The organism is Iodobacter fluviatilis (assembly GCF_900451195.1).
In the GTDB taxonomy this organism is placed as follows: Bacteria; Pseudomonadota; Gammaproteobacteria; order Burkholderiales; family Chitinibacteraceae; genus Iodobacter; species Iodobacter fluviatilis.
This window is the reverse complement of record NZ_UGHR01000001.1, coordinates 883,506-907,817: the sequence shown is the minus strand read 5'-3', so window position 1 is coordinate 907,817 and position 24,312 is coordinate 883,506. Positions and strand designations below refer to the sequence as shown.

21 protein-coding genes are annotated in these 24,312 nt (G+C 48.0%); 6 read left to right on the top strand and 15 right to left on the bottom strand.

Annotated features, from left to right (window positions below):
* Positions 1-28: 28 nt before the first annotated feature.
* A complete protein-coding gene (locus DYD62_RS04050) occupies positions 29-2,773 on the top strand; it encodes a response regulator (RefSeq protein ID WP_132038706.1) in 2,745 nt (914 codons plus the stop codon).
* Positions 2,767-3,156 carry a response regulator gene (locus DYD62_RS04045; RefSeq protein ID WP_115226184.1) on the top strand — a complete coding sequence of 130 codons (390 nt, stop codon included), beginning with the start codon at positions 2,767-2,769 and terminating at the stop codon, positions 3,154-3,156. Before DYD62_RS04050 ends, DYD62_RS04045 begins: the two co-directional genes overlap by 7 nt.
* A gap of 44 nt (positions 3,157-3,200) precedes the next feature.
* Here the strand turns inward: DYD62_RS04045 and trhP are convergent, their stop codons facing one another.
* The 3 genes from trhP to DYD62_RS04030 all read right to left on the bottom strand — a co-directional run bounded on the left by trhP (position 3,201) and on the right by DYD62_RS04030 (position 5,760).
* A complete protein-coding gene (gene trhP / locus DYD62_RS04040; protein ID WP_115226183.1) occupies positions 3,201-4,571 on the bottom strand; it encodes a prephenate-dependent tRNA uridine(34) hydroxylase TrhP in 1,371 nt (456 codons plus the stop codon).
* Positions 4,572-4,977: 406 nt separating this feature from the next.
* A complete protein-coding gene (locus DYD62_RS04035) occupies positions 4,978-5,244 on the bottom strand; it encodes a DUF2798 domain-containing protein (RefSeq protein WP_115226182.1) in 267 nt (88 codons plus the stop codon).
* Positions 5,245-5,472: 228 nt separating this feature from the next.
* Positions 5,473-5,760, bottom strand: a complete 288-nt coding sequence (locus tag DYD62_RS04030) for a hypothetical protein (protein WP_115226181.1) — start codon at positions 5,758-5,760, stop codon at positions 5,473-5,475.
* 194 nt (positions 5,761-5,954) lie between these two features.
* Here DYD62_RS04030 and DYD62_RS04025 point away from each other — a divergent pair, with 194 nt between their 5' ends.
* Positions 5,955-7,397 carry an aminotransferase-like domain-containing protein gene (locus DYD62_RS04025; RefSeq protein ID WP_115228191.1) on the top strand — a complete coding sequence of 481 codons (1,443 nt, stop codon included), beginning with the start codon at positions 5,955-5,957 and terminating at the stop codon, positions 7,395-7,397.
* Here the strand turns inward: DYD62_RS04025 and DYD62_RS04020 are convergent.
* The 5 genes from DYD62_RS04020 to DYD62_RS04000 all read right to left on the bottom strand — a co-directional run bounded on the left by DYD62_RS04020 (position 7,394) and on the right by DYD62_RS04000 (position 13,313).
* Positions 7,394-8,686: an HD-GYP domain-containing protein gene (locus tag DYD62_RS04020; protein WP_115226180.1), complete on the bottom strand. Its 1,293-nt coding sequence runs from the start codon at positions 8,684-8,686 to the stop codon at positions 7,394-7,396. The two genes, DYD62_RS04025 and DYD62_RS04020, sit on opposite strands and share 4 nt — an antisense overlap.
* Positions 8,687-8,795: 109 nt before the next feature.
* Positions 8,796-10,091 carry an HD-GYP domain-containing protein gene (locus DYD62_RS04015; RefSeq protein WP_115226179.1) on the bottom strand — a complete coding sequence of 432 codons (1,296 nt, stop codon included), beginning with the start codon at positions 10,089-10,091 and terminating at the stop codon, positions 8,796-8,798.
* 235 nt (positions 10,092-10,326) lie between these two features.
* Positions 10,327-12,189, bottom strand: coding sequence for a 1-deoxy-D-xylulose-5-phosphate synthase (gene dxs / locus DYD62_RS04010; protein ID WP_233702867.1), 1,863 nt, complete (start codon positions 12,187-12,189; stop codon positions 10,327-10,329).
* Positions 12,189-13,082: a polyprenyl synthetase family protein gene (locus DYD62_RS04005; protein ID WP_115226177.1), complete on the bottom strand. Its 894-nt coding sequence runs from the start codon at positions 13,080-13,082 to the stop codon at positions 12,189-12,191. The genes dxs and DYD62_RS04005 overlap by 1 nt, the downstream gene beginning before the upstream one ends.
* The gene (locus tag DYD62_RS04000; protein WP_099398679.1) at positions 13,083-13,313 is read right to left on the bottom strand and encodes an exodeoxyribonuclease VII small subunit; all 231 of its coding nucleotides are present in this window, start codon (positions 13,311-13,313) and stop codon (positions 13,083-13,085) included. It lies immediately after the preceding gene.
* 372 nt (positions 13,314-13,685) lie between these two features.
* Between DYD62_RS04000 and DYD62_RS03995 the strand changes: the two genes are divergently transcribed.
* The 3 genes from DYD62_RS03995 to DYD62_RS03985 all read left to right on the top strand — a co-directional run bounded on the left by DYD62_RS03995 (position 13,686) and on the right by DYD62_RS03985 (position 18,164).
* Positions 13,686-14,540, top strand: coding sequence for a beta-1,6-N-acetylglucosaminyltransferase (locus tag DYD62_RS03995; RefSeq protein ID WP_165928738.1), 855 nt, complete (start codon positions 13,686-13,688; stop codon positions 14,538-14,540).
* Positions 14,541-14,626: 86 nt separating this feature from the next.
* Entirely contained in the window at positions 14,627-16,414 is a 1,788-nt protein-coding gene (glmS, locus tag DYD62_RS03990; RefSeq protein WP_115226175.1) for a glutamine--fructose-6-phosphate transaminase (isomerizing), read from the top strand.
* A gap of 157 nt (positions 16,415-16,571) precedes the next feature.
* Entirely contained in the window at positions 16,572-18,164 is a 1,593-nt protein-coding gene (locus DYD62_RS03985) for a methyl-accepting chemotaxis protein (RefSeq protein WP_115226174.1), read from the top strand.
* A gap of 87 nt (positions 18,165-18,251) precedes the next feature.
* On the opposite strand, the gene DYD62_RS03980 is transcribed toward DYD62_RS03985, so the two are convergent.
* The 7 genes from DYD62_RS03980 to DYD62_RS03950 all read right to left on the bottom strand — a co-directional run bounded on the left by DYD62_RS03980 (position 18,252) and on the right by DYD62_RS03950 (position 24,283).
* Positions 18,252-18,518 carry a hypothetical protein gene (locus tag DYD62_RS03980; protein ID WP_115226173.1) on the bottom strand — a complete coding sequence of 89 codons (267 nt, stop codon included), beginning with the start codon at positions 18,516-18,518 and terminating at the stop codon, positions 18,252-18,254.
* Positions 18,515-18,907 carry a phage holin family protein gene (locus DYD62_RS03975; protein WP_165928737.1) on the bottom strand — a complete coding sequence of 131 codons (393 nt, stop codon included), beginning with the start codon at positions 18,905-18,907 and terminating at the stop codon, positions 18,515-18,517. Before DYD62_RS03975 ends, DYD62_RS03980 begins: the two co-directional genes overlap by 4 nt.
* Before the next feature lie 2 nt (positions 18,908-18,909).
* Complete coding sequence (locus DYD62_RS03970; protein WP_115226171.1) at positions 18,910-19,209, bottom strand: ElaB/YgaM/YqjD family protein; 300 nt, start codon at positions 19,207-19,209, stop codon at positions 18,910-18,912.
* A gap of 76 nt (positions 19,210-19,285) precedes the next feature.
* Positions 19,286-20,119, bottom strand: a complete 834-nt coding sequence (gene nadC / locus DYD62_RS03965) for a carboxylating nicotinate-nucleotide diphosphorylase (protein WP_115226170.1) — start codon at positions 20,117-20,119, stop codon at positions 19,286-19,288.
* A 71-nt stretch (positions 20,120-20,190) separates the two neighbouring features.
* Positions 20,191-21,543 carry a phosphomannomutase/phosphoglucomutase gene (locus DYD62_RS03960; protein WP_115226169.1) on the bottom strand — a complete coding sequence of 451 codons (1,353 nt, stop codon included), beginning with the start codon at positions 21,541-21,543 and terminating at the stop codon, positions 20,191-20,193.
* 10 nt (positions 21,544-21,553) lie between these two features.
* A complete protein-coding gene (locus tag DYD62_RS03955) occupies positions 21,554-22,552 on the bottom strand; it encodes a YheT family hydrolase (RefSeq protein ID WP_115226168.1) in 999 nt (332 codons plus the stop codon).
* A 126-nt stretch (positions 22,553-22,678) separates the two neighbouring features.
* Positions 22,679-24,283 carry an ABC-F family ATPase gene (locus tag DYD62_RS03950; RefSeq protein WP_115226167.1) on the bottom strand — a complete coding sequence of 535 codons (1,605 nt, stop codon included), beginning with the start codon at positions 24,281-24,283 and terminating at the stop codon, positions 22,679-22,681.
* Positions 24,284-24,312: the final 29 nt, after the last annotated feature.

The following is a 24,312-nucleotide window of genomic DNA, read 5'->3' as shown; positions in this document are numbered from 1 at the left end:
GGTATTGCGCAGCAGCAAGGACAATTGCGTGCATGACTCCCTTACGGCCATTCCTGATCATTTCCTCAGCAAATGGCAAAATACGATCAATGTAATGGCCAGCCTCTTTAATGTGCCTGCTGGTTTAATGATGCGTGTATTGCCCGATCAAATTGAAGTCTTACTTTCAAGTGAAACCAAGGGTAATCCTTACGAGCACTCAGAAAAAGCCAATTTACATACGGGCCTTTACTGCGAAACGGTCATGGCAAGCCAGGATTTATTACATGTGCCTAATGCGCTGGAAGATGAGCATTGGAAAAACAATCCGGATGTTGCTTTAAATATGATTTCCTATCTTGGTGTACCCCTCTTATGGGAAAAAGATGAGGTATTTGGCACTATTTGTGTGCTTGACAGTAAAACACGCCATTTTCAAAAAAAATATTTTAATTTATTGTGGGAAATAAAAAAAAGCATAGAAGCGGATTTCAAAATCATCCAGCAACAGGAAAAACTGGCTGCTTTTAATGCAAAACTACTCCTTAATAATCAACAACTGATTATTGCAAAACAAGCCGCAGAAGTCGCTAGCCAGAGCAAGAGCAATTTTTTAGCCAATATGAGTCATGAAATTCGCACACCCATGAACGCTATTATTGGAATGTCTTATCTTGTATTAAAAACAGATTTAAACTCACGTCAGAGTAATTACATCAAAAAAATACAAGGATCAGGTCAGCACTTACTGGGAATCATCAACGATATTCTTGATTTTTCAAAAATTGAAGCAGGCAAATTAACCATCGAAGGGATTGAATTTGAATTAGAAAAAGTTCTGGATAATGTTGCAAATCAAATTGGTGAAAAAGCAGTCAATAAAGGTTTAGAATTTATCTTTAATATTGATCAGAATGTTCCGCCCAGCTTATTTGGAGACCCGCTTCGGCTGGGGCAGATTCTGATTAATTATGGCTCAAATGCGGTGAAATTTACTGAACGGGGTGAAGTTGAAATCCTTATTCAAAAAAAAGAAGAATCTGCACAAAGTATATTACTTTATTGTGCCGTCCGTGATACAGGCGTGGGTCTGACTGAAGAACAAATCAGCCGTTTATTTCAAAGTTTTTCACAGGCGGATACCTCGATTACTCGCCAATTTGGCGGTACTGGCCTTGGCCTTGCTATTTCTAAAAAACTGATAGAGCTGATGGATGGAGAAACAGGAGTAGAAAGCGAGCCGGGTAAAGGCAGCCGGTTTTGGTTTACTGTCAGACTTCAAAAAAGCAGCGTTCAAAGCAGGAAATTATTACTATCCGGCGATTTGCAAAATAAACGCGTCTTAGTTGTTGATGATAATAAACAGGCCCGTCTGGTATTAAGTAAACTGCTCAAAAATATGCAATTAAAATCTGATCATGTTTCATCCGGCTATGCGGCAATCGAGGCGATTAAGCAGGCAGATACAAAAAATGCACCTTATGAAATTGTATTTATCGATTGGGAAATGCCAGAAATGAATGGTGCAGATACTGCCAAACAAATCAAAGCTCTTGAGCTTAAATTGATGCCGGCAGTAATCCTAGTCTCTGCTTATGGGCATGAAGATGCCATCAAGGCCACAGAAGGTGCAGTCATCACCCACACATTAATTAAACCAATCAATGCCTCCCAGCTCTTTGACAGCGTAGTCAGTGCATTAGGTGGAAATATTGAAACGCCATATATCTCTAATACTCAGCATGATTTTGCTTTGCAATTGAATTCAATTCGGGGAGCCCGGATTCTTCTGGTGGAAGACAATCATATCAATCAAGAAGTGGCCAGCGATTTATTAAACTCTGAAGGCTTTATTGTCGATATTGCAGAAAATGGCCAGCAGGCTTTAGAGCAGCTGCAAAAAAGCCACTATGATATTGTATTAATGGATATGCAAATGCCCCTTATGGATGGCTTAATGGCCACACAGGAAATCCGGAAATTAAAAGATTTCAATTCATTAGCCATAGTGGCAATGACAGCCAATGCCATGCAGGGTGATAGAGAGCGTTATCTTGCCGCAGGCATGAACGACCACGTCACCAAACCTATTAACCCTGAAGAACTATGGAAAGCGCTGCTTAAGTGGATTAATCCAGAATGCATCGTGCCGGCGACACGCCTCGTTATTTCAGAACTCAGTGCGCAAAATGAAGAAATACCCCTTCCCTCAGAGATTAAAGGGCTCGATATTGATTTAGGGCTTAAACGTGTATTTGGTAAAAGAAAACTATATCTCAGCGTTTTAAACCAATTTATAACAGAGCAAAAAAATTGTATTCCTGATCTTTTTTATGCAATGACAAACAGAGACTGGTCAACCGCAGAACGTATCGCCCATACGCTAAAAAGTGTTGCCGGGCTGATTGGTGCAGAGCTTATCCAAAAGCAAGCAGAGCAGATAGAAACAGCTCTGCGCCAAGGCCATACCCATCAGCAAATCAGGCCCTTGCTCGACAAAATAGCCCATCCACTGGGCCATCTTATTACAGAGCTGGAGCGTAAACTCCCACAACAACAAGATCAGTCAAATATAATAATTGACCCTCAGAAACTAAAAGAAGTCTGTCACCAGCTTGTTTATTTACTGGAAGACGGTGATTCCGAATCGATTAATCTGTTTAAAGCCAATGCCAGCCTTTTATATACCGCGTACCCAATGCACTTTCGCATCATCAATCAAAAGATACAGTCATTTGATTTTGATATCGCACTGGAAGCCTTAAAAAAAGCAATGAGTGCCCCAGAATGCTAGATCAGCCCCCTTCAACATTACTCATTATTGATGATTCGGCTACAAATCTCACCATGCTCAGCAGCCTGCTTCAGAGTCAATATAAAGTGAAAGTAGCCATTAATGGAGAGAAAGGCTTAAGGTTAGCCAAGACATCCCCTCCTGATTTGATTCTGCTCGATATTATGATGCCTGTTATGGATGGTTTTGAAGTTTGTATTCAGCTTAAAAAAGACCCCAGCACCACTCATATCCCAATTATTTTTTTATCAGGAAAAAACGAAATAACAGATGAAGAAAAATGCAGGCAAATCGGCGCAGCCGGCTATATTGTGAAACCCATTGATCCAGACACGCTCTTATTAAGTATTCAGCAACAACTGCTAAAAAAACAGGGTGCTTAGCCAACGCTTAGCACCCTGTTTTATTTACCGCTTTTCAGTCAAGATCAAGCAGCTATTTCGTCGCTGGTAAACAAGCGTGAAATCAGTGCCTTTTCAAAACCGGCTTCCATAGGAATCGAGATTTTCACCCCATTGCCTGCAGCAACTTCGCAAGGATTGCCGCTCTTATCGCGCATTTCGGCCAGAGTGATAATCCGGTTGCCACTTGGGTGAATAATTTCCAGCTGATCGCCTACGGCAAAACGGTTTTTCACCTCGATCTTCGCCCAGCCATCTTGCACACTCAGCACCTCGCCCACAAACTGGCTTTGCTTGGATTTGGAATGGCCATCCAGATAGTTTTGCGCTTCGTGAGTGTAATGGCGCTGGTAAAAGCCATCGGTGTAACCACGGTTGGCCAGGCCATCCAGATCAGCCAAGAGAGCCGGGTTAAATGGACGCCCTGCCACCGCATCATCAATTGCCTGACGGTAAACCTGAGCGGTACGTGCCACGTAATAGAGCGATTTGGTCCGGCCTTCAATCTTGAGCGAATCCACGCCGATCTTAGTCAGGCGTTCGATATGCTGCACCGCACGCAGATCTTTGGAATTCATAATATAGGTGCCGTGCTCGTCTTCCATAATCGGCATTAGCTCATCTGGGCGGCTTTGCTCGGCGATCAGATAGGTTTTATCCGCTTGAGGATGGCGCTCAGCACCACCACAGGCGGCAAAGCTCTGATTAGCGTCTTCCATGGCCTTATTAAAATCAAACTGAATCACCTGCGGTTTAACATCCCCAGCATCGTCTTCCACCGTGTCATTCATTTTGTAATCCCAGCGACAGGCATTGGTGCAAGTGCCCTGATTAGGATCGCGGTGGTTAAAGTAGCCCGATAAGAGGCAGCGGCCAGAATAGGCAATGCAGAGTGCGCCGTGAACAAAGACTTCCAGCTCCATATCCGGGCAAAGCTGGCGAATTTCTTCCACTTCATCGAGGCTTAGCTCACGGGATAAAATCACCCGTTCAAGGCCAAGTGATTTCCAGAATTTCACCCCGGCGTAATTCACAGTATTGGCTTGCACCGACAGGTGGATCACCTGCTCAGGCCATTTTTCCCGCACCATCATGATCAGGCCCGGGTCGGCCATAATCAGCGCATCGGGCTTCATGGCAATCACCGGCTCCATATCAGCGAGGTAGGTTTTAACCTTGGCGTTATGCGGCAAAATATTGCTGGCTACAAAGAACTTCTTGCCACGCTGATGCGCCTCGATAATCCCTTGGCCAATTTGCTCGAGCTTAAATTCATTATTACGGGCACGCAGTGAGTAGCGTGGCTGGCCGGCATAGACCGCGTCTGCACCGAAATCATAAGCGGCGCGCATTTTATCCAAAGTGCCAGCGGGAAGAAGAAGTTCTGGGGCTTTCATGATGATCCGATCTTATAAGCGCCTGCAGTAAACCAAGCAAATGGCTGCCATGCAGATTGTAAAAAAACGCGATTATAGCACGGTCTTTTTGCCTATTTTTTAATCAGGCATAAAAAACACACTGAAAACAGCAGCTTAATTAGCTTATCCACAAGCCATCCACGGACTTGCTGGATCAATTCTTGGATAAACGGCAAATACTGCTTAAAAAATACGCAATACAAAAAAAACCTGCCGGAGCAATGACTTGCCTGACTTGTCCACAGGGCGTGCACAGGCTTGTTCGCGCAGGGCGGGGATAAGCTTAAATTTCATAACACAGGCCCCTGCTGGGCAAAAGTGGGGCCTGTGAGTAAATCAAAAAACGCAGATTAAATGGCTGTAGCTCAAAGCCACATGACTAGGCTTAGCCCTGATCAATCAGCAGAGCGGTCAACTTTTTTACTAGGGGCAAAACCAAGAGCAGGGTAGGAAAAGCCACCAGCCAAGATAAGCCCCAAGCGCTGGGCCAAAGATCAAACAGCCTAGATGTAAAACCCACACCACGCAAAGTGCTGATTAATGAAACAACGCAAGTCATTAAAACAGAGAGTAAAAACGGCATAACTAAATTGGCGTGCCTAGCGGGAATAAAGCCCAATCGGCGACGAGCGGAAGGATTTGATGATTTCATAGTCACTCCATAAGCCGGACAAACAAGCGCCTTTTTGCAGCAATGCGTCTTAGCCCTTACCCAAGGGAAAAACGCTCATAAGAAGAAAAAAACTCTTATATTCAGCAGCAAAAAACAAGCACCGGAAATATCCGGCGGCTTTAGCGCGTTGATTGACGTAAACGCTTACGGTAAATCAAGAGATGACTTACGAAATCATCATATATAAAGCGGCAAGTAAGTTCAAGCTTAAAATCCAGCCAATAATGCTTGGATTTTCCAAGCCCAGCGACGCACAGGCGATGTATCAATGATGTGTATTTCTGCCTCGTCACCAGCTAGGCTCACCCTGCCCGCTTCCTCAATCAACTCACACTCGCCTTCAAACAATACCTGGGTCTGCTGTAATAAACACTCTCCCATATAATGCGGCGCGTATTGAAGATGCAGCTTACCCCGCAGCACAATAATCCGCGTGCCTGCTCTAAAATAGCCACGCAACACCTGCCCTTTTCGTAACACTTGCCGCTTTTCCATCGCCTTGCCCCACCGATTTTTGATGCAAACCATCTTAATGAGCAGCAAGGTGTAAAAACAGCGACAAGAAACGACCATCTGCTACGCAGCAGTGGTGATTTTTTTAATCTGTTATGGTGTGGTTTATTGCGATCTATATCTATGTAAAAACACGCTGTTACCGCATGATTCCCCCACAACAGGCGGAGGCGTTTATGGATTACCTTTATCAGCGCTGGGCTGCGCATTATCTCAGTGCCATTGTCTCTGGCACGCTAAAAGTGGGCGAGCGCATGCCTTCTTTGCGGGAGCTAATGCGCCTGCATGGCATCAGCCTTTCTACCGCCTTGCAACTGTGCCGTCAGCTTGAAACCGATGGCTATCTGGAGGCAAAGCCCCGCTCCGGCTATTTTGTCCGCCAGAGAATGCGTATCAAACCGGTGACAGAGCCAAGGCTGGAGATTGATCAGGCCCAATATGTAGGGATTCATGCCCGTGTATCTGATTTTATTGCCCGTGGCAGGCAGCAGGCGATACAGCATAATTTCTCTGTAGCCCGCTGCTCGCCTGACCTTTACCCCGGCGAAGCACTTAAAAATGCAGCGATTCGGGCCATTAAGCAAAATCCCGATTTATTTGTCAGCGCCGTTCCCAATAAAGGCCATCCGGCATTTAGGGCCGTGCTGGCTAAGCGCGCAATGCGGATGGGCGTGCTGATGTCACCTGATGAGGTGTTAATTACCCACGGCTGCATTGAGGCGCTTAATCTGGCGCTGCGGGCCGTTGCTCAGCCAGGTGACACCATTGCGGTTGAATCGCCCACCTTTTATGGCCTGCTGCAAGTTTTGGAAAGCCTAGGCCTGCGTGCCATTGAAATCCCCACCAGCCCGCAAACCGGTATATCCATTGAAGCACTAGAGCTGGCCTGCCAGACCTACAACAATATCAAAGCCGTGGTGGTGGTGCCGCATTTACAAAACCCGCTGGGCAGCATCATGCCCGAGGCACATAAAGACCGGCTGGTGGCACTCTGCGAAGCGCAGGCGATTCCGTTAATCGAAGACGATACCTATAGCGAGCTGATCAACGACGATATTCCGCTGCGCGCCCTAAAAGCGCGTGATCAAACCGGAAATGTGATTTATTGCGCATCGCTGCATAAGATTTTAGCACCCGGCATGCGCTTGGGCTGGATGAGTGGCGGGCGCTGGCAGGCGCGGATTGAAATGCTGAAGTACGCGCAAACCCGTGATAACGAGGCATGGTCGCAAATTGCTGCCGCCGAATATATGGGCTCCAGCGCTTACGATCGACATTTGCGCAAGCTGCGCAGCACGCTCAAAACCCAGCGAGAACGCACCGCCGAGGCGATTGCCCGTTATTTTCCAGTTGGTACGCGGCTAAATGTGCCCGATGGTGGGCTAGCACTGTGGGTGGAATTACCCGAGCAACTATCATCTAGACGAGTTTTTGATGCTGCGCTAAGAAGAGGAATTTTAATTGCGCCCGGGCTGATGTTTTCTAATTCAAATCGCTTTGAGCACTTTATTCGGATTAATTGCGGCTGGCCGTTCAGCCCGGACATTGATCGTGCGTTACAAAGCTTAGGCCACCTCATTCATGAAATAAGCAGCCTGAACACCCCTCATCCTGCTTAAATTTCCCGCAAATGAAAGACCAAATCCTTTAATGCTTCTTGCGATATGCCATCCAGAGCGGGAGAACGGCGCTCTATTTCATTGGCAAGATCAAAGAGCATCCATTCCATTTCACTCAGCATAGCTTGTAATTCAGCCAGCATTTCCGGGTCTTCCAGCCCATAGGCCTGCACCGCCTGTACATCGTCTGGATTTAAGCCAGCCTGAACAATCAGCGCACGAATACTCTCCATTCGCTCAAATAAAAAACCAAGCGGTGAATCGAGGCTCGCCCCTTCATTGATTTGGCCTTCCAGCATGGCATGTAATGCCAGCCATGATTGAAGAAAATCCGCAATATGCGCTAATTGCACAGAGGTATCCCTAACCACCACAGCCTGATGCTCTTCACTGCTCATCGAGCCTAATAAGTCTCTTAAAGCCTTAACCGCAGGAGGGTCAAAACGGGAACGCAGCAAGGTAAACAGCGCATCCAGTCTTTTTAAATCAAAGCGGTGTAATACCGCATCGCTTACGTCAGCAATGGCAATAATCTGGGCTAAACGGCTAATCGCCTCCTTACGCAAACCATAGGGATAGCCACTTCCATCCAGCCGCTCGTGATGCTGCAAAATGGCATGGCAGGCTGCGGCAGAAAACGCTGGAAATGTATGCACCACCATGTAGCTGGTAATCGGATGCACATGAATATAACGGCGCTCTTGCGGCGTAATGACATGCCCGGAGGTCAACAGCTCCGGGTCAGTATGCATCTCACCCAAATCATGGCATAAAGCGGCCAGCGTTAATGCTGTCTTATCGGCGTCAGATAATTTCAGCTGTTGTGCCAGCGAGTAAGAAACGATGCAATTTCTAAGTGCATGTGCAAACAAACTTGGGCGCTGATCATGCATTACAGTCAGCCGAAATTGAATCGGTGGGGGTAAAACAAGCAGAGCAAGCTGATGCTTAATCGCCAGCACATCACCCGACCTGCTGACTATTTTTGCAATCAGCGCATCTTTCTCGATAATTTTTCCCGCTTCAAAAGCCAGTTGCTGGCCATCAACTGGTTTATCAGTGGCCAAGGCCTGATCAAGCGGAGTAGATAATTTATGCCTTGTCAGCAAATCAAACTGATGGCTGCTGATCTTCGCCCCCTTTGCCAATAACTTCATGCCATTTTCAGCAAAGATATCCTGATCAGCGATCACATCACGCTTATCGCCCATTTTCGTCGCTGCGCGAATATAGTGAGGGTTTTCTTCGGGAAGCTCAGCGAGTTGGGAGAGCGGATCAGGCAACATCATTGCGCCTTAAAGCCGGAAGACTCAAGAAAATAAATATAACCATATCCATCAGACCTCAATAAATATAATTAAATAAGAAAAACCATCAGTACTTATTAATAAAATAGTATTAAGGGGCGCGGATTTCACGCAATTGCTGCACTAATTCTTCAAACATATTGGGAGGTATACCATCAGATAATGGCGAGCGCCGTTCAATTTCATTGGCCATCTCATTCAATATCCATTCCATTTCATTGAGCATGGTTTGCAACTGCTGCTGTAAACCAGGGTCCTCCTGGGCCAGCGTCTGCATGCCATGAAGATCGTCCGGGTTAAATCCCATTTGTAAAACCAGAGAATGCACCCCATCCATACGCTCAAATAAAAAGCCTATAGGTGAGTTTTGAGCCGCACCTGCTTTCATCTGCACACACAACATCGCGTGCAATGCCAGCCAGCCCTCTAATAAGTCAGCAATATGATGCAGTTGCAGGCTGGCTTCACCGCTCTTACAAGCCAGCTGCGAATCAAATGGCAGATCGTGCACTAACTCTCTGAGTGCTTTAATCAGCCGGGCATCAAAACGTGTTTTATTCAGCGCAAATGAGATCTGTAAACGAAGTAAATCAAAGCGCCGCAAAATGGCGTCCGCCGTATCTGCCACGGCGATATATTGTGAAAGCGGATGGATTCTTTCTTTTTGCAAACCATAGGGATAACCGCTGCCATCCAGCCTTTCATGGTGATGCAAAATCGCTTGAGCAGCCATGCCAGAAAAATCATCAACCTTAGACACCACCAGATAACTGGTAATAGGATGCACATGCAAATAACAGCGCTCAATCATGGTAACGCTATGACCCGAAGTGAGCAGCTCCGGATCAGTATGCATCTCACCCATATCATGGCAAATGGCAGCAAGCAGTAGTTGATCACGGTAAATCTCAGGCAATTTAGTTTGCTGAGCCAGAGCATGACACCAAATACTCACCCGTATCACATGCTCAAACAGATTAGGCCGCTGCTCTTTCATGACGGTCAGCCTAAATTGAACCGGTGAGGGCAAAGCCAGCTGCGCTAATGCCTGCCTGACCATCAATACGCCACCAGCCTTAACCACCATACGGGCTAAAAAGAGATCTTCTGCCAGAATTTTTGCCGCATCCGCAGACAGCTGATCCGCATTCACAGCATTCTGGACCAACAGGCTCTGATCAATAGAAATAGATAATTTATGCCGAGCAAGCAGATCAAACTGATTGCTGTTAATCCGCGATCCTTTGGCCAGTAAGAGAATGCCTTCCTGGGTAAAGATATCCTGGTTGGCGGTGACCTCTCTGGAATCACCCATCTGAGTCACGGCACGCAAATAGTGAGGCGTTTCTTCAGGCAGCTCTGACACATGAGCTAAAGAATTTTGCATTGTTTTCAGAATTCGCTAATGAGACCTTATTAGCTTAGGATATTTAAATCATAAATTAAGCAACGCCGGCCTATAAAACAACAATTTCAGCATTTATTGCAAAAATCATCCGGCATATCTGTAAAAAACATATATGAAAACAAGAATCAATTTGCAGCTAAGCCTGCATCACTGATATTAACCGTGAATAAAAAAACGAGGCATCGCCTCGTTTTTTTATTTCAGTACCGCACGCTTAAAGCGCCCAGCGCTGCCGGATACCCGCCTCAATACCTGCCGCATCCAGCCCGCATTCAGCCAGCTGCACATTCTGATCAGCATGCTCGACATAGCGATCAGGAAAACCCATCTGCAAAACAGGCTTGCATACATCCTGCGCCATCAGGCTTTCAAGCACAGCAGAGCCTGCTCCGCCCATAATGGCGCCTTCTTCAACCGTCACCAGATAATCATGGCTGGCAGCTAATTCAGCAATCAGGCTGATATCAAGCGGCTTAACAAAGCGCATATTAACGACAGTTGCATTTAAAGCATCGCCCGCATCTAAAGCAGCGGCCAACACCGGGCCAAATGCTAGGATGGCGATCTTGCTGCCCCGGCGGCGCACTTCTGCACAGCCCATAGGGATGGCGGTCATTTCGCTTTGCACCTCAACACCAGGCCCCGTGCCACGAGGGTAGCGCACTGCGCTTGGGCCTTCGTGCAAGAATGCGGTGTAGAGCATCTGACGGCATTCGTTTTCGTCCGATGGCGTCAGCACCACCATATTGGGAATACAGCGCAGATAGGACAGATCGAATGATCCGGCATGCGTCGGGCCATCTGCCCCTACCTGGCCAGCACGATCAATCGCAAACAAAACGGGTAAATTTTGCAGGGCCACATCATGAATCAGCTGATCATACGCGCGTTGCAAGAAGGTGGAATAAATCGCCACTACGGGTTTTAAGCCTTCACAGGCAAGACCACCTGCAAAGGTCACTGCGTGTTGTTCAGCAATGCCCACATCAAAATAACGATCCGGGTTTTCCTGCTCAAAACGCACCAAACCCGAGCCTTCACGCATGGCTGGAGTAATACCCAGTAAGCGTTTATCCATTTTAGCCATATCGCACAACCAATCACCAAACACCTTGGTGTAGCTGACTTTGGCTGCCTTCGCGCCTTGCATACCGTCTTCTTTTTCAAACGGCGTTACTGCATGGTATTTCACCGGATCGGCAACGGCTTTTTTATAGCCTTCACCTTTACGTGTGACCACATGCAAAAACTGCGGGCCTTTAAGCTGCTTGATATTAGCCAGCGTGGTAATCAGCGTATCTAAATCATGGCCATCAATTGGGCCGATATAATTAAAGCCAAATTGCTCAAACATGGTGCCGGGCGTCAGCATGCTTTTCACATGCTCTTCACCTTTTTTTGCCAGCTCTTTAAGTGGCGGCACGGCTTCCAGCACCCGTGCAGATTTGCTGCGGATGCCGTTATAAAATTTGCTCGATAATAATTTAGATAAATAATTGGTCAGTGCGCCCACATTGGGGGAAATCGACATTTCATTGTCGTTCAGCACCACCAGTAAATTCACATCCCTGTGGCCTGCATTATTCAGTGCTTCAAAGGCCTGGCCAGCGGTCATTGCGCCATCGCCAATCACCGCAATGGCGTGACGGTCTTCGCCCTTCAGCTTAGCGGCTTCGGCAAAACCCAGTGCCGCCCCAATCGACGTGCTGGAATGCCCCACGCCAAATGTGTCGTACTCGCTTTCTTCACGCTTTGGAAAACCCGCAAGACCATGCTGTTTGCGCATGGTATGCATTTGTGCACGACGGCCCGTTAAGATTTTATGCGGGTAGCTTTGGTGGCCCACATCCCAAACTAGGCGATCGTGCGGGGTATCAAATACATAATGCAGCGCGACGGTCAGCTCCAGCGCGCCCAGATTAGAAGCAAAGTGCCCACCGGTCTGGCTGACAGAATCAAGCAGGTAGTTGCGCAATTCATTGGCAAGCTGAGGCAAATCGGCTTTGGCCAATTTTTTAAGCTCCAGCGGACAAGACACCTTATCAAGCAGGGGATAACTCATCTCGAGTTTCTTCATTAGTTAGCGCGTTCCACAATAAAATCGGCCAAGAACACCAAACCACGGGCTTTTTCACCAAAGGGCTCAATCGCCGCCAGTGCCTGGGATTTAAGCTCCGCCGCTTTTTGCTTAGCCGCCGCTAAGCCAAGCAGGGAAACATAGGTGGGTTTATTATTAGCCGCATCTTTACCTGCTGTTTTGCCAAGAGTGGCCGAATCAGCTTCTTCATCCAGCACATCATCAACCACCTGAAATGCAAGACCAATACATTGTGCGTAATCATCCAAGCGGGCACGCTCCTCGTCGCTGATGGCGGTACCACAATAGGAGCCCAGCAGGACCGCGGCGCGAATCAAAGCACCAGTTTTTAAACCATGCATTTGTTCCAGCTCGGGAAGGCTTAGTGCCTGTCCTACACTGTACAGATCAATCCCCTGACCACCGCACATCCCCATACTGCCTGAGGCACGGGCCAGAATATTGATCATTTTAAGCTGATCAGTTGGCGCATCGGCCAGCGTATATGAGCTCAGTACATCAAATGCCGCCGTTTGTAGTGCATCACCCGCCAATAAGGCAGAAGCTTCGCCAAATGCGATATGACAGGTTGGCTTGCCACGGCGCAGCACATCATTATCCATAGCTGGCATATCATCATGCACAAGAGAATAGGCATGAATTAACTCAACGGCTGCGCCCGCATATTGCAAGCGCTCAGGAGATGCATCCACTACAGCGCCTGCGGCAAAAGCCAGCAGGGGACGGACACGTTTGCCACCATCCAGCACGGAATAGCGCATGGCAGCATGTAACTGAGGTGGAATGTGATCCTGAAGAGGCAAAACAGCCGCGAGCGTCTGCTCCATACGGGACTGGACGTCTTGCATCCAGCTTTTAAAATCTGATGTCATTTATTCTTTATCCGCAGAGAAAGGCTTGAGCTCCGCACCTTCAAGCACACGTATCCGTTGCTCTGCATCGGCTAAGCGGCTTTCGCAAAATTGCAACAGTTCGGTGCCACGTTTATAAGTAGTGAGGGCTGTTTCCAGCGGTAAATTACCCGCTTCCATTTCAGCAATCAGGCCTTCTAACTCCTGAAGTCCTGCCTCAAAGCTAACGGGGCTTTTAGTTGCTTTCGGCATGCGCTAAATATCCCGAATAAAACCGCAAACTTTAGTCCTCTGAAGCTATGCAGTCAATATTGATCAGAGATTTACCCCGGCAATAACAGAAGGTTTTGCACGATTTCACCCGGATTCAATAACAGAGGTTTAATTACCTGGCTCCACATGCTGTTTGTCATTCAATTTTTCTACGTTTCAATATCCCCGGTTCCACCTGCCAGCCCGTAAAAAAACAAGGAGCCGGATGAGCCGTAAGGCTTGTGCAGCGCCACTCACAGCGCTTCAGGGCATTCACAGTATTACGCCCGAATATTAGCCTTTGTGCATAAGATCATTTATTTAAAAATGATTCGGGTTAAAATTAAAACCATTTATAAAATGGAAATCCGAATGCGTATTGGCTATTTAATCCTGAGCCACGCTCATCCCGCTCAATTAGGCCGCCTTTGTCAGCAGCTTTTTGCTGAAAATACCCGGCTTTATATTCATGTTGATGCCAATACCGCAGCCAGTGATTTTACCGCTATGCAAGCAGCAGCCCCTGAAGAAGCCCAATTTATTGCAAGGCAGGCTTGCCGCTGGGGAGGTTTTTCACTGATAGCAGCAACGCTTGCACTGATTGACGCCGCAATCAAAGATGATTGTGACTATATGGTTTTGTTATCTGCCCAGGATTTCCCGCTTAAACCACATGCAGAGATCGTCCGACAGCTGAAAAATCACACCGGGTTTATTGAATTTCGCCGCCAGCCAGACCCAGACTTTGATATCCGCTACCGCTACCAGAGCTATCACCCTGAATCACTGAAAGGCAGCCTCGCTGGCAAATTATTGCAAAAAATACAACGCCCGCTCCTGAGATTCGGGCTATTTGAGCGCAAGCTGCCCGCTTCACTTCATACGGTTTATTCCGGATCTCAATGGTGGTGTTTGTCCAGACGGGCCTGCCTTGCCCTGATCCAATTTTGCCAGGATCATCCGGATGTGATCGCCTACTTTCGCCAGACGCTGGTGCCGGACGAAATGTTTGTACAAACCATTCTGATGCATACACCTGTAGCAGCAGAGCTTATTAATGATTCACAACACGATCTGGAATGGGAAAGTGGCGCATGGTCGCCCCGTACATTTACCCCTGATGATCTGCCCCGCCTGCTGACCAGCAGCTCATTATTTGCCAGAAAATTTGCGGCGGACGGAGAAGTCAGCGAACTGCTTAAGCCTTATTTATGCCCAAAACACTAAAAGCACGGCTGCTTGCTCAATTGCTTAAGTAAAAAAAATTTTATATCAGATAATTAAAAGGAGAAACACAATACCGGAGCAAGAATATGGGCGCTTTGCTTGGAATGATTTCGCAAGAGAATGTACTGCAAAATATCAGCCAACAGCTTTACCCTCTGATTGAACAAGGACATTGCAGCGCAACATTAATCAGCGATCAGGCTTCAGCACAAATTTTATCCTGCCCAACCCTTACCCTGCACATGCATTTGCACGGACAAAGCGCTCATCGTGTACTGATCCGCTTCGATTGGGATCAACCCCATCACTGCAGTATTGCCAGCAGCCGTGACTCAATTACCGTGTGTTGTCGTGGTCTCATTGAAAACAGTGAAGCCTTACAGGATAAATTATCCATTCTGGGTTATATCAGTGAGCCTGCCAATACAGCACAGCTGGCGGCTGATTTAATTCACTGGCATTACCGCAGCCAGCACGATTTATTAAAAGCCGTCCATTTAGCGGCCAGTGAAATCATTGGCGTTTACGCCATTAGCGTGATGTCTACGGAACACACTGGCGAGATCATCTGCACCTCGCGCCACATTCCCCTTTTTATTGCCAAAGGGGTGCGCTGCATTGCTTTTTCAGATCAGCCTCAGGCTTTACAAGGCATTGCGCCAGAAATGATCCGGCTGGGGCTTGGGGATACGGCAAAATTAAGCAGCAATGAATTAACCCTCCTCAACCCGCTGGGGGAGCCTTGCATCAGAGCCACCGAAAACTTTCAGCAAACCCAAATCAAGCTGCATGGTTTTCATCACTATATGCAAAAAGAAATCAACGAACAGGCAGGCATTTTTGCTGACATTCTGGATGACACCGGCTGCGACGCTAACTTAGCCCAATTACTCAATAATGATGCCGCGCGTATTTTATGCGATATCGAAGGGATTACGCTGCTGGCCAGCGGCAGCAGCTACCATGCCGCTTTAACGGCCCGTTATTGGTTTGAATCGCTGGCAGGATTACCCTGCACAGTAGAATTAGCCAGTGAATACCGCTACCGGGATGCAGTGCAACACCACAACACACTCATCATTGCTGTTTCACAATCTGGTGAGACCGCCGATACCATTGCTGCGCTGAAATATGCACAAAGCCTAGCGCATGAGCACACCCTCGCCATATCAAATGCATCCCCCAGCAGCCTGATGCAATTGGCCCGATTTCAGCTGTTTTTAGCGGCCGGGCCAGAAATCGGGATCACCTCAACTAAAACATTCAGTACCCAACTGCTTACTCTCTACCGGCTGGCGCTCTGCTTTGCCAAATTACGCGATCATCTTTCTGCAGCTGCAGAAGCGGCCGCCATTGATGATTTACGTCGCCTGCCACGAGCCGCCACCGAACTTTCAGCGATTACCGGGCAATTACAAGAATGGGCACAGAAGATCTTTACCAGTAAGCAACTCTTTTTTGTTGGCCGCCATCTTTATTACCCTCTTGCCCAAGAAGCCGCCTTAAAAATGCAGGAAGTGGCCTATATCCACGCCTTTGGATTTCCTGCGGGTGAGTTAGTCCACGGGCCACTGACTTTAGTAAACAAAGACTTGCCCGTTATTGCATGCCTGCCTTGGAATCGCTTAACCGAAAAACTACTCGCTAACTTGCAAGAAATCAGGGCCAGAGATGGGGAATTATTTATTTTATCTGATGCTGGGCTGTCGTCTGCAGAGCACTATCATGTGATTTGCATGGCCAATAATTTGCATGATCTGAACCCCATTTTGTACGGCATCGCCTTACAAACACTTGCATATAATACGGCTATCCTGCAAAAAAATGATGTAGATACCCCTAGATTTCTAAGTAAGTCTGTAACTAAAACATAAGGATTAATACGTACTACAAAATACCAACGACAGCCTACTGAAAGCGCGTAACGATTGATTAGACCAGCGGTTTAAAACTCTCGTTTTTTGTCATGCAAATGCAACACAATAGTCATAGTCTTCGCCGGTTTCTTCCATATTGAGTTAATGAAATCCGATGAAAATGGCCACGCAATTAAAATGGGTGAGTGGATTTACCGTAGCCGCCCTCGTTTCCCTCGCAAGCTGGATGACATGGGAAAGCAATGCTCTGACGCGTGATTTTCAATTTCATCACCATAGCCAGACGGCAGTTGCCGCCTTGAATCATGCCCGCAGTACCATGCTGATGATTTCTAGGCTAGATCCTCTGGCTGAAAATGCAAAACAGCAGCTGGAGGCGGCCGGACAAACAGTACAAAGCGCGATTCCCATCATCAAGCCTCATCTGGCCAATACAGAACAACAACTACTGGAAGCCACGCTCAGCGGGCACTGGAAAAACTATCAAACCCAATTTCAGAGTGCCATCACCATCGCCAGTGATAGCCCTCAGGATGCACTTAGTATTCCTGAGCAAATCTATAAAAACGATTTAGAGCCCACACTCAGCGTATTGAATCAGCTTGAAAAAGGCTTACAGGCCCAGTCTCAGCTCGCCAATAAAGCGATTAATTTGCGTATTGATCAGCTTCTGTTGACTGTGCTTTTACCACTGCTGCTCAGTGCATTATTAATTGTGCTCAGCCAGCTGCATTTTGCGCGCAAGCTCAAAAGCCGCTTACATGATATGGCCGCTGAAACAGCGAAACTTGAGTCGGGGGATTTAACGTCGCGTATTGCAGAAACGCCGGACGAATTAGGTGAATTAGGCCGGGGGATGAATCGCTTTATCAACCAGTTGGAAAACACGCTCCAGCAGGCTAGACAAGCCTCGCAACTATCACGTGAAGAGGCCACGCATGTCACCCACCTTGCTAAGGCTAACCATGACGGAGCGACTTTACAAAGTCATCATTTGTTAGAAATAGGCTCCAGCAGTGTGCAATTACAAAACTCAATCAGCCATATCAGTGAGCAAGCCGTACGCACTGCCAGCATCAGCCAGCAATCACTCAGTAATGTCCAAGCTGCCCATTCAGCAGGACAGGGCTCAAAACTCAAGCTGCAAGCCCTCTCTGGTGATTTTAATCAGATAGAAACCACGATGCAGGCGCTGACTAATGCCATTCAGCAAATCGTAAACGTAGCCAGCATGATTGAAGACATTGCCGGGCAAACCAATCTGCTGGCGCTGAACGCGGCCATCGAAGCCGCGCGCGCCGGTGAACATGGCCGTGGCTTTGCGGTGGTTGCGGATGAAGTCCGTAAACTATCGCAACTGACGGCTGAATCCACCAAGGATATTCGCCGGATACTGAATGACACGCAAACGTGTACACAAGAAACACTGGAGGCCATGCAATCGGCGGCCTGCCGTGTGGGCGAATGTCAGCAGGACAGCCATACCATCAGCCAAGTATTGGAAGAATTAAATCAAGCTGCTAACACCGTGAATAAGATGATGATGACCATTACGGCCTCTGTGGAAGCACAGAGCGCTTCCAGTGAAGCGATCAATGAAAGATTGCATGATATTGGCGGCAATGCCCAAGCCAGCAGCCAACGCAGTGAACAAATGCTCAGTGAAATGAATGAGCTCACACTTGCGGCGAACCATTTGGACAGCCAGCTGGCCTTCTTTAAATTTCACCGCCTGAGCAGCAGCTGAAGCCCTGCGTGTTAATTGCATTTTGCCTGTAAAAAAAAGCCGGATCATGTCCGGCTTTTTGCTTTCATCAGCACTTTATCATTCTTGCTACCTGCGCTTTTTTATCACAAAACGCACAATCTGCAGCGCCGCCAGAGCAAGGGCAAGATGCTTTTTGATGCCTTCAGAGCGCAAAGCCAATCTGGCCAGCTTTAACCAACCCAGTACGCCGCCTCCTGGCTGACTCATTGCCAAGCCTTCTTGCAATAAATTTACTGGCTGAGCAAAAGACTTCAGCTCTTGTCTGAGCGCCTGGCGCTGCTGCTCAGCTTTAAGCTGCAAAAACTGCTTACGGTAGAAGCGCGCTAATTTCATGCGTCTTCCTCAGCAGCAATATGAAGCAAAGCCTTACGATCACGGACCAGCTCGGCACAGGTTGCGGGGAATAAATCCGGAGCATGCTTCAGGCGGTGTCTTAAATAACAGGCAAAAGCAATTGCGCCACCACCGTAGACCAGCATCAGCCCCAGCGCGACCGCGATGCGGTGGCTGTCCCAGAAAATAATCAACAACAAAACAGCTGCAAGCGCAAGGCACAAGCCCCCCAGCACAACAGCGACCGCACCCAGAATAAAATCAAACACCAGTCGCTGCAAAGCATCCTGCAGCTCCAGACCAAACAGCTCAAGATGCGTACCAAGTAAACCTGCCACCTGCGCCAGAATCCGCCGCACGCCCGCTAAAAATGGAGGCGAAGACTTCACGATTAACGACGCGAAATCAACATACCTACCAGTGCACCAACCGCAGCAGCCACACCAATGGCCTGCCACGGATGATCGTGCACATATTCATCAGTTACTTTTGCGGCCTGTTTTGCCTTTGCAACGGCCACTTGCTCAACTTCATACAAGCGGGTTTTTGCAGCACGCAAACGCTCTACAGCACGGGCATACAGCGCCTCGGCATCTTTGCCCCCAGCCTGAGAAGCTTCAACCAGCAATTGCTCTGCTTCTTGTAAGATATCTTGTGATTGATCGAGTAATGTTTCACTGTTGGTATTCATAAGAAAAGCTCCTTAGAACTACATGAGAAAAAAACTGACACAAGCTAAGAGACAATTAAGCGCAAAAGTTCCTTACTTACACAAAACGCATAGAGAGATCTACTGCCTGAATATCCTTAGTAAGCTTGCCAACAGAAATACGCTGCACGCCTGTTTCGGCAATCTCCCTGACGGTGGTCTCATCAACCCCGCCCGAGGCTTCAAGCACTGCACGATCGCCTGCGAGTGCAACCGCTGCGCGTAAATCGGTCAGGTTCATATTATCGAGCAATACTAATTTCGCACCCGCATGTAAGGCCTGCTCCAGCTCATGCAGGGTTTCTACTTCTATTTGAATACTAACACCAACAGGTGCAAGTTTTTCGGCTGCATGTAAGGCTGCGGCAATACTACCAGCAGCCATAATGTGGTTTTCTTTAATCAGTATGCCATCGTAAAGACCAATGCGCTGATTCTCCCCTCCGCCTGCAGTGACCGCATACTTCTGAGCAAGCCTCAACCCCGGCAGGGTTTTACGCGTGTCATGGATTTTTGCCTTAGTGTGTGCAATTAAATCCACATAACGCCGCGTTTCAGTGGCTACAGCAGAGAGCGTTTGCAAAAAATTCAAAGCACTGCGCTCGGACGTTAATAAACTGCGTGCTGTGCCCTCAATATTGCAAAGCGGCTGATCTGCAACAACTAGCTCCGCTTCTTTGATCAGCCAGTCTACTTTTACCCCGGCATCCACCTGACGAAACACTTCATCAAACCAAGCCTGGCCGCAAATCACCGCGCTTTGCCGGGCAATAACTGTGGCAGTGCCCCGTGTATCGTCAGCAATCAGCATAGCAGTCCAGTCACAAATACCCAGATCCTCCTGCAAAGCAGCAGAGACTTGGGCGGCAATAAGGTGAGAAGCAGGAATCATTGTTTTTCCATCATTCAATCTTTGGGGGATAAGCGGCCTTGCTGCCCGGTTCAGGATCAAGGCCTTACAAATTACTCATAACAGGGAAGCACTAAAGGGGCAATGGCGGCCGCCAGCTCTTGCTGAATTCTGGCTAAGCCTAGCGCCGTTTGCGCCTCCATTCTGAGTGTAAGCACGGGTGTTGTATTGGATGCCCTGATCAAACCAAAACCATCCGCATATTCAATACGTAATCCATCGATCGTAAAAATACGTAAGGCGCGCGGAAAAACCGCATTTTTAGCAATATCAGCCACAAGGCCATGGCCATCCTGCTCTAAAGCCACTTGTAACTCAGGGGTAGAAACCGACTGGGGCAAAGCTGCAAGCATCTGGTCTAAATCGCGCCCAGCAATCATGCTTAAAAACCGCGCACCTGCAAAGAGCGCATCATCATCAGGCCAGTCTTTAAAGGCAAAATGCCCAGATAACTCCCCGGCCAGCAAAGCCTTTGAAGCGTACATATGGCGCTTCATATGGCCATGCCCCGTAGGAATCGCAGCGCAGGAGCCACCTTGGCGGCTCACCCACTCACTAATTAAACCACTTGATTTCACATCATATAAAACATGCCCCGGCTGCTTTTCCAGCAGCGCCGCAGCAAACAACATCAGTAAGCGATCACCGGGAATACTTTCACCATGGCGGGTAACCACGCCCAGACGATCGCCATCACCATCAAACGCGAGTCCAATATCGGCCTGCTGCTCCTGCACCACCCGTTTTAAATCCGCCAGATTGGCTTCAACCTGAGGATCGGGATGATGGTTTGGAAAAGCGCCGTCCACCTTGCAATACAGCTCAACTACCTCACAACCCAAGGCGCGATATAAATCCGGTGCAAAAGCGCCAGGAACACCATTACCGCAATCCACCACAACTTTAAAGCGCCTTTCTAAAGGGCATGCAGCAAGTACAGCAGCATAATAGGCTTCAGCAATATGCAACGATGTATGCTCACCCTGCCCCTGGATAAAATCATCCGCTTCAATTCGTTGCCGTAAAGCCTGCAAGGCTTCACCATCGATGGTTTCGCCTGCCAGTGTAATTTTTATACCATTATAGTCAGCAGGGTTGTGGCTACCTGTAATCATCACCCCCGATCCAGCTGCATACTGACGGGCAGCAAAATACAGCAATGGCGTGGCGGCTAGGCCTAAATCCAGCACATTTATCCCACTTGCCAGCAGCGCATCAATCAATGCCCGGGCTAATGCGGGGCTGGAAAAACGTCCATCTCTTGCCAGTGCAATTTGTTTCACACCACGCAGATGTGCTTCTGCACCAATAGCAAGACCAATAAAATGGGCAGCTTCAGGGGTAAGCAGTGAAGTTTGCGCACGAATATCATAGGCTTTAAAAAGCCGGGGAGAAATGACAGGCACGTTTTATTCCTTAACGGGGTAACGGCAAGTGGCTCTGAAAAAAACGATGCAAGGTCTGCGGCAACCATTGCAATTTACCTGGCATGGCGCCCGATGCAAAGCCCACATGGCCACCTTCAAGTGGTTGTACCAGAGTAACGTGCCCGGACACATCGCTTTGCGTGGGCAAAGATTCTGCTGGGACAAAGGGATCGTTTTTCGTATTAATGACTAGGCTGGGCAAGCTGATCTTAGGTAAATAAAGCTTACAACTCGCGCTTTGCCAGTAATGCTCTACGCTCTTAAAGCCATGCACCGGGGCCGTTACCAAATGATCAAATTCCCGCAGCGTTGAGGCAAGACGCAGGCTGTGCTGATCCAGAAAGGGGTTATCGACGAGTTTCAGTTTAGCAAAGGTTTTCTTACGTAAGCTGCGCAAAAATTCACGCGTATACACCCGTCGATTAAACCCCTGATCCAATGCATTGCCTGTGGCCGTTAAATCCATGGGCGAACACACCGCGGCAGCCGCATTAATGACGGCAGCAGCAGCATCGCCCTGCTCTCCCAGCCATTTGAGCAATGCATTTCCCCCCAGAGAAACACCTACCGCAAAGATTGGCACATCTGGATGCTGGGCACGAATGCGGCAGAGCACCCAGTCTATTTCAGCAGAATCCCCCGCATGGTAAGCCCTAGGTAAACGGTTGATCACGTTGCCACAGGAGCGAAAATGCGGCACAACACCCCGCCAGCCTTGTGTATACAGAAAATCAAATAGGGAGGTGGCGTAATGACTGTGCGAGCTCCCTTCCAGCCCATGAAATAACACCACCAGCGGCGTGCCTGCCCGGCCATCGACCCAATCCACCACAATGGAATCCAAATCAGGTGTGATCCAAGATTCCCTGCGATATGCAGGTGCTTTTTTCCACATCAGCGTGGCAGGATAAATGGTTTGCGCGTGCCCGCCAGGCAACCAGACAGGGGCAGAATACGCCGGTATAGCAAAGGGAAAAGCGCGAGACATAGAATGAAACCCGGACAAACAACAGAAAAAAGGGGCGAATGAACGCCCCTTTATTTTACTACAAATGCTTACACATAATTTGCTTCAGATTTCAAATAAATAACATCTTTGCAATTGATCCTGCGTTTAATCAAGACCACGGCTTGCCAAGTAATCCTCATAACCACCCACATAGTAGTTATATGTGCCATCACCATTCAGTTCTAAGATTTGTGTAGCCAGCGAGCTTACAAAAATCCGGTCATGGGATACAAATAACAGCGTGCCTTTGAATAAATCCAAAGCCAGATTCAAAGATTCGATCGACTCCATATCCATATGGTTAGTCGGCTCATCCATAATCAGCACATTAGGCGTTTCTAGGATCAGCTTGCCGTACAGCATGCGGCCTTTTTCACCACCTGACAGTACTTTGACCGATTTTTTAACATCGTCACCACCGAATAATAAGCGGCCCAAAATACCGCGAATCACTTGGTCATCAGTACCAGGCTGGCTCCACTGCTTCATCCAGTCAAACAGCGTGATATCTTCTTCAAAATCAGCTTCATGATCCTGAGCAAAATAACCCAGCTGCGCTTTTTCTGCCCATTTGATCTTGCCGCTATCGGGATGAATCACATCCATCAGCAGCTTCATCAGTGTGGATTTACCCACACCATTACCACCAATCACGGCAATCTTCTGGCCCGCTTCCAGAATCAGATCAAGATTTTGAATCAATGGCTTATCAAAAGACTTAGAAACGAGGGAAAGCTCAACAGCCTGGCGGTGCAGCTTGGCTTTTTCATCCACTTCAAAACGAATATATGGATTCTGGCGGCTGGATGGTTTGACATCCACCATACCTTCTTTAATCTTATCTGCCAGCTTCAGACGGCTGGTCGCCTGACGAGCTTTGGATTTATTAGCAGAGAATCGCGCAGCAAAGGAATTAAGCTCAGCTACTTTTTCTTTGGCTTTCTGGTTATCTGTTAGCAAACGCTCACGTGCTTGCGTAGAAGCAATCATGTAATCATCATAAGTGCCCGGATAGATGCGAATTTCACGGAAATCCACATCCGCCACGTGAGTACATACTTGGTTCAAAAAGTGACGATCGTGCGAAATAATAATCATGGTGGAATCACGCTCATTGAGCGAGTTTTCCAGCCAGCGAATTGTGTTGATATCCAAGTTATTCGTTGGCTCATCGAGCAGCAAGACTTCCGGATTAGAAAACAGCGCTTGCGCCAGCAATACGCGCAGCTTCCAGCCTGGTGCCACATCACTCATCGGCCCAAAATGCTGCTCAATCGGAATACCCGCCCCCAACAACAATGCGCCAGCGCGCGCTTCAGCCGTGTAACCATCGTATTCGGCCACCTTGCCTTCCAGCTCAGCAGCACGCATATAATCATCTTCTGTTGCTTCTAAATTTGCATAAATTGCATCGCGCTCAGCCAGTACCGCCCACAGCTCTGTGTGGCCCTGCATAACCACATCAATGACGCGGCTGTCTTCAAAAGCAAACTGATCCTGCTTCAGCTTACCCAAGCGCACACCTGGCTCTAAGCTGACATTCCCGCCAGTTGGCTCTAAATCGCCGCCCAAAATCTTCATAAATGTAGATTTACCGCAGCCATTTGCGCCAATCAAACCATAGCGATTGCCATCACCAAATTTTACTGAAACCTTTTCAAACAAAGGCTTTGCACCAAATTGCATTGTAATATTAAAAGTACTGATCATGATTCGTTACCCTATTGCTGCACACAAAC

Bases quoted from the DNA above. Each gene is read 5' to 3' on its own strand.
- DYD62_RS03950 (WP_115226167.1), bottom strand. From the start codon at position 24,283: ATGATCAGTACTTTTAATATTACAATGCAATTTGGTGCAAAGCCTTTG.
- DYD62_RS04000 (WP_099398679.1), bottom strand. From the start codon at position 13,313: ATGCCGAAAGCAACTAAAAGCCCCGTTAGCTTTGAGGCAGGACTTCAG.
- DYD62_RS03955 (WP_115226168.1), bottom strand. From the start codon at position 22,552: ATGTCTCGCGCTTTTCCCTTTGCTATACCGGCGTATTCTGCCCCTGTC.
- DYD62_RS04035 (WP_115226182.1), bottom strand. From the start codon at position 5,244: ATGAAATCATCAAATCCTTCCGCTCGTCGCCGATTGGGCTTTATTCCC.
- DYD62_RS04005 (WP_115226177.1), bottom strand. From the start codon at position 13,082: ATGACATCAGATTTTAAAAGCTGGATGCAAGACGTCCAGTCCCGTATG.
- DYD62_RS04030 (WP_115226181.1), bottom strand. From the start codon at position 5,760: ATGGAAAAGCGGCAAGTGTTACGAAAAGGGCAGGTGTTGCGTGGCTAT.
- DYD62_RS04025 (WP_115228191.1), top strand. From the start codon at position 5,955: ATGGATTACCTTTATCAGCGCTGGGCTGCGCATTATCTCAGTGCCATT.
- glmS (WP_115226175.1), top strand. From the start codon at position 14,627: ATGGGCGCTTTGCTTGGAATGATTTCGCAAGAGAATGTACTGCAAAAT.
- DYD62_RS03995 (WP_165928738.1), top strand. From the start codon at position 13,686: ATGCGTATTGGCTATTTAATCCTGAGCCACGCTCATCCCGCTCAATTA.
- DYD62_RS04045 (WP_115226184.1), top strand. From the start codon at position 2,767: ATGCTAGATCAGCCCCCTTCAACATTACTCATTATTGATGATTCGGCT.
- DYD62_RS04015 (WP_115226179.1), bottom strand. From the start codon at position 10,091: ATGCAAAATTCTTTAGCTCATGTGTCAGAGCTGCCTGAAGAAACGCCT.
- trhP (WP_115226183.1), bottom strand. From the start codon at position 4,571: ATGAAAGCCCCAGAACTTCTTCTTCCCGCTGGCACTTTGGATAAAATG.
- dxs (WP_233702867.1), bottom strand. From the start codon at position 12,189: ATGAAGAAACTCGAGATGAGTTATCCCCTGCTTGATAAGGTGTCTTGT.
- DYD62_RS03985 (WP_115226174.1), top strand. From the start codon at position 16,572: ATGAAAATGGCCACGCAATTAAAATGGGTGAGTGGATTTACCGTAGCC.
- DYD62_RS03970 (WP_115226171.1), bottom strand. From the start codon at position 19,209: ATGAATACCAACAGTGAAACATTACTCGATCAATCACAAGATATCTTA.
- DYD62_RS03980 (WP_115226173.1), bottom strand. From the start codon at position 18,518: ATGAAATTAGCGCGCTTCTACCGTAAGCAGTTTTTGCAGCTTAAAGCT.
- DYD62_RS04020 (WP_115226180.1), bottom strand. From the start codon at position 8,686: ATGATGTTGCCTGATCCGCTCTCCCAACTCGCTGAGCTTCCCGAAGAA.
- nadC (WP_115226170.1), bottom strand. From the start codon at position 20,119: ATGATTCCTGCTTCTCACCTTATTGCCGCCCAAGTCTCTGCTGCTTTG.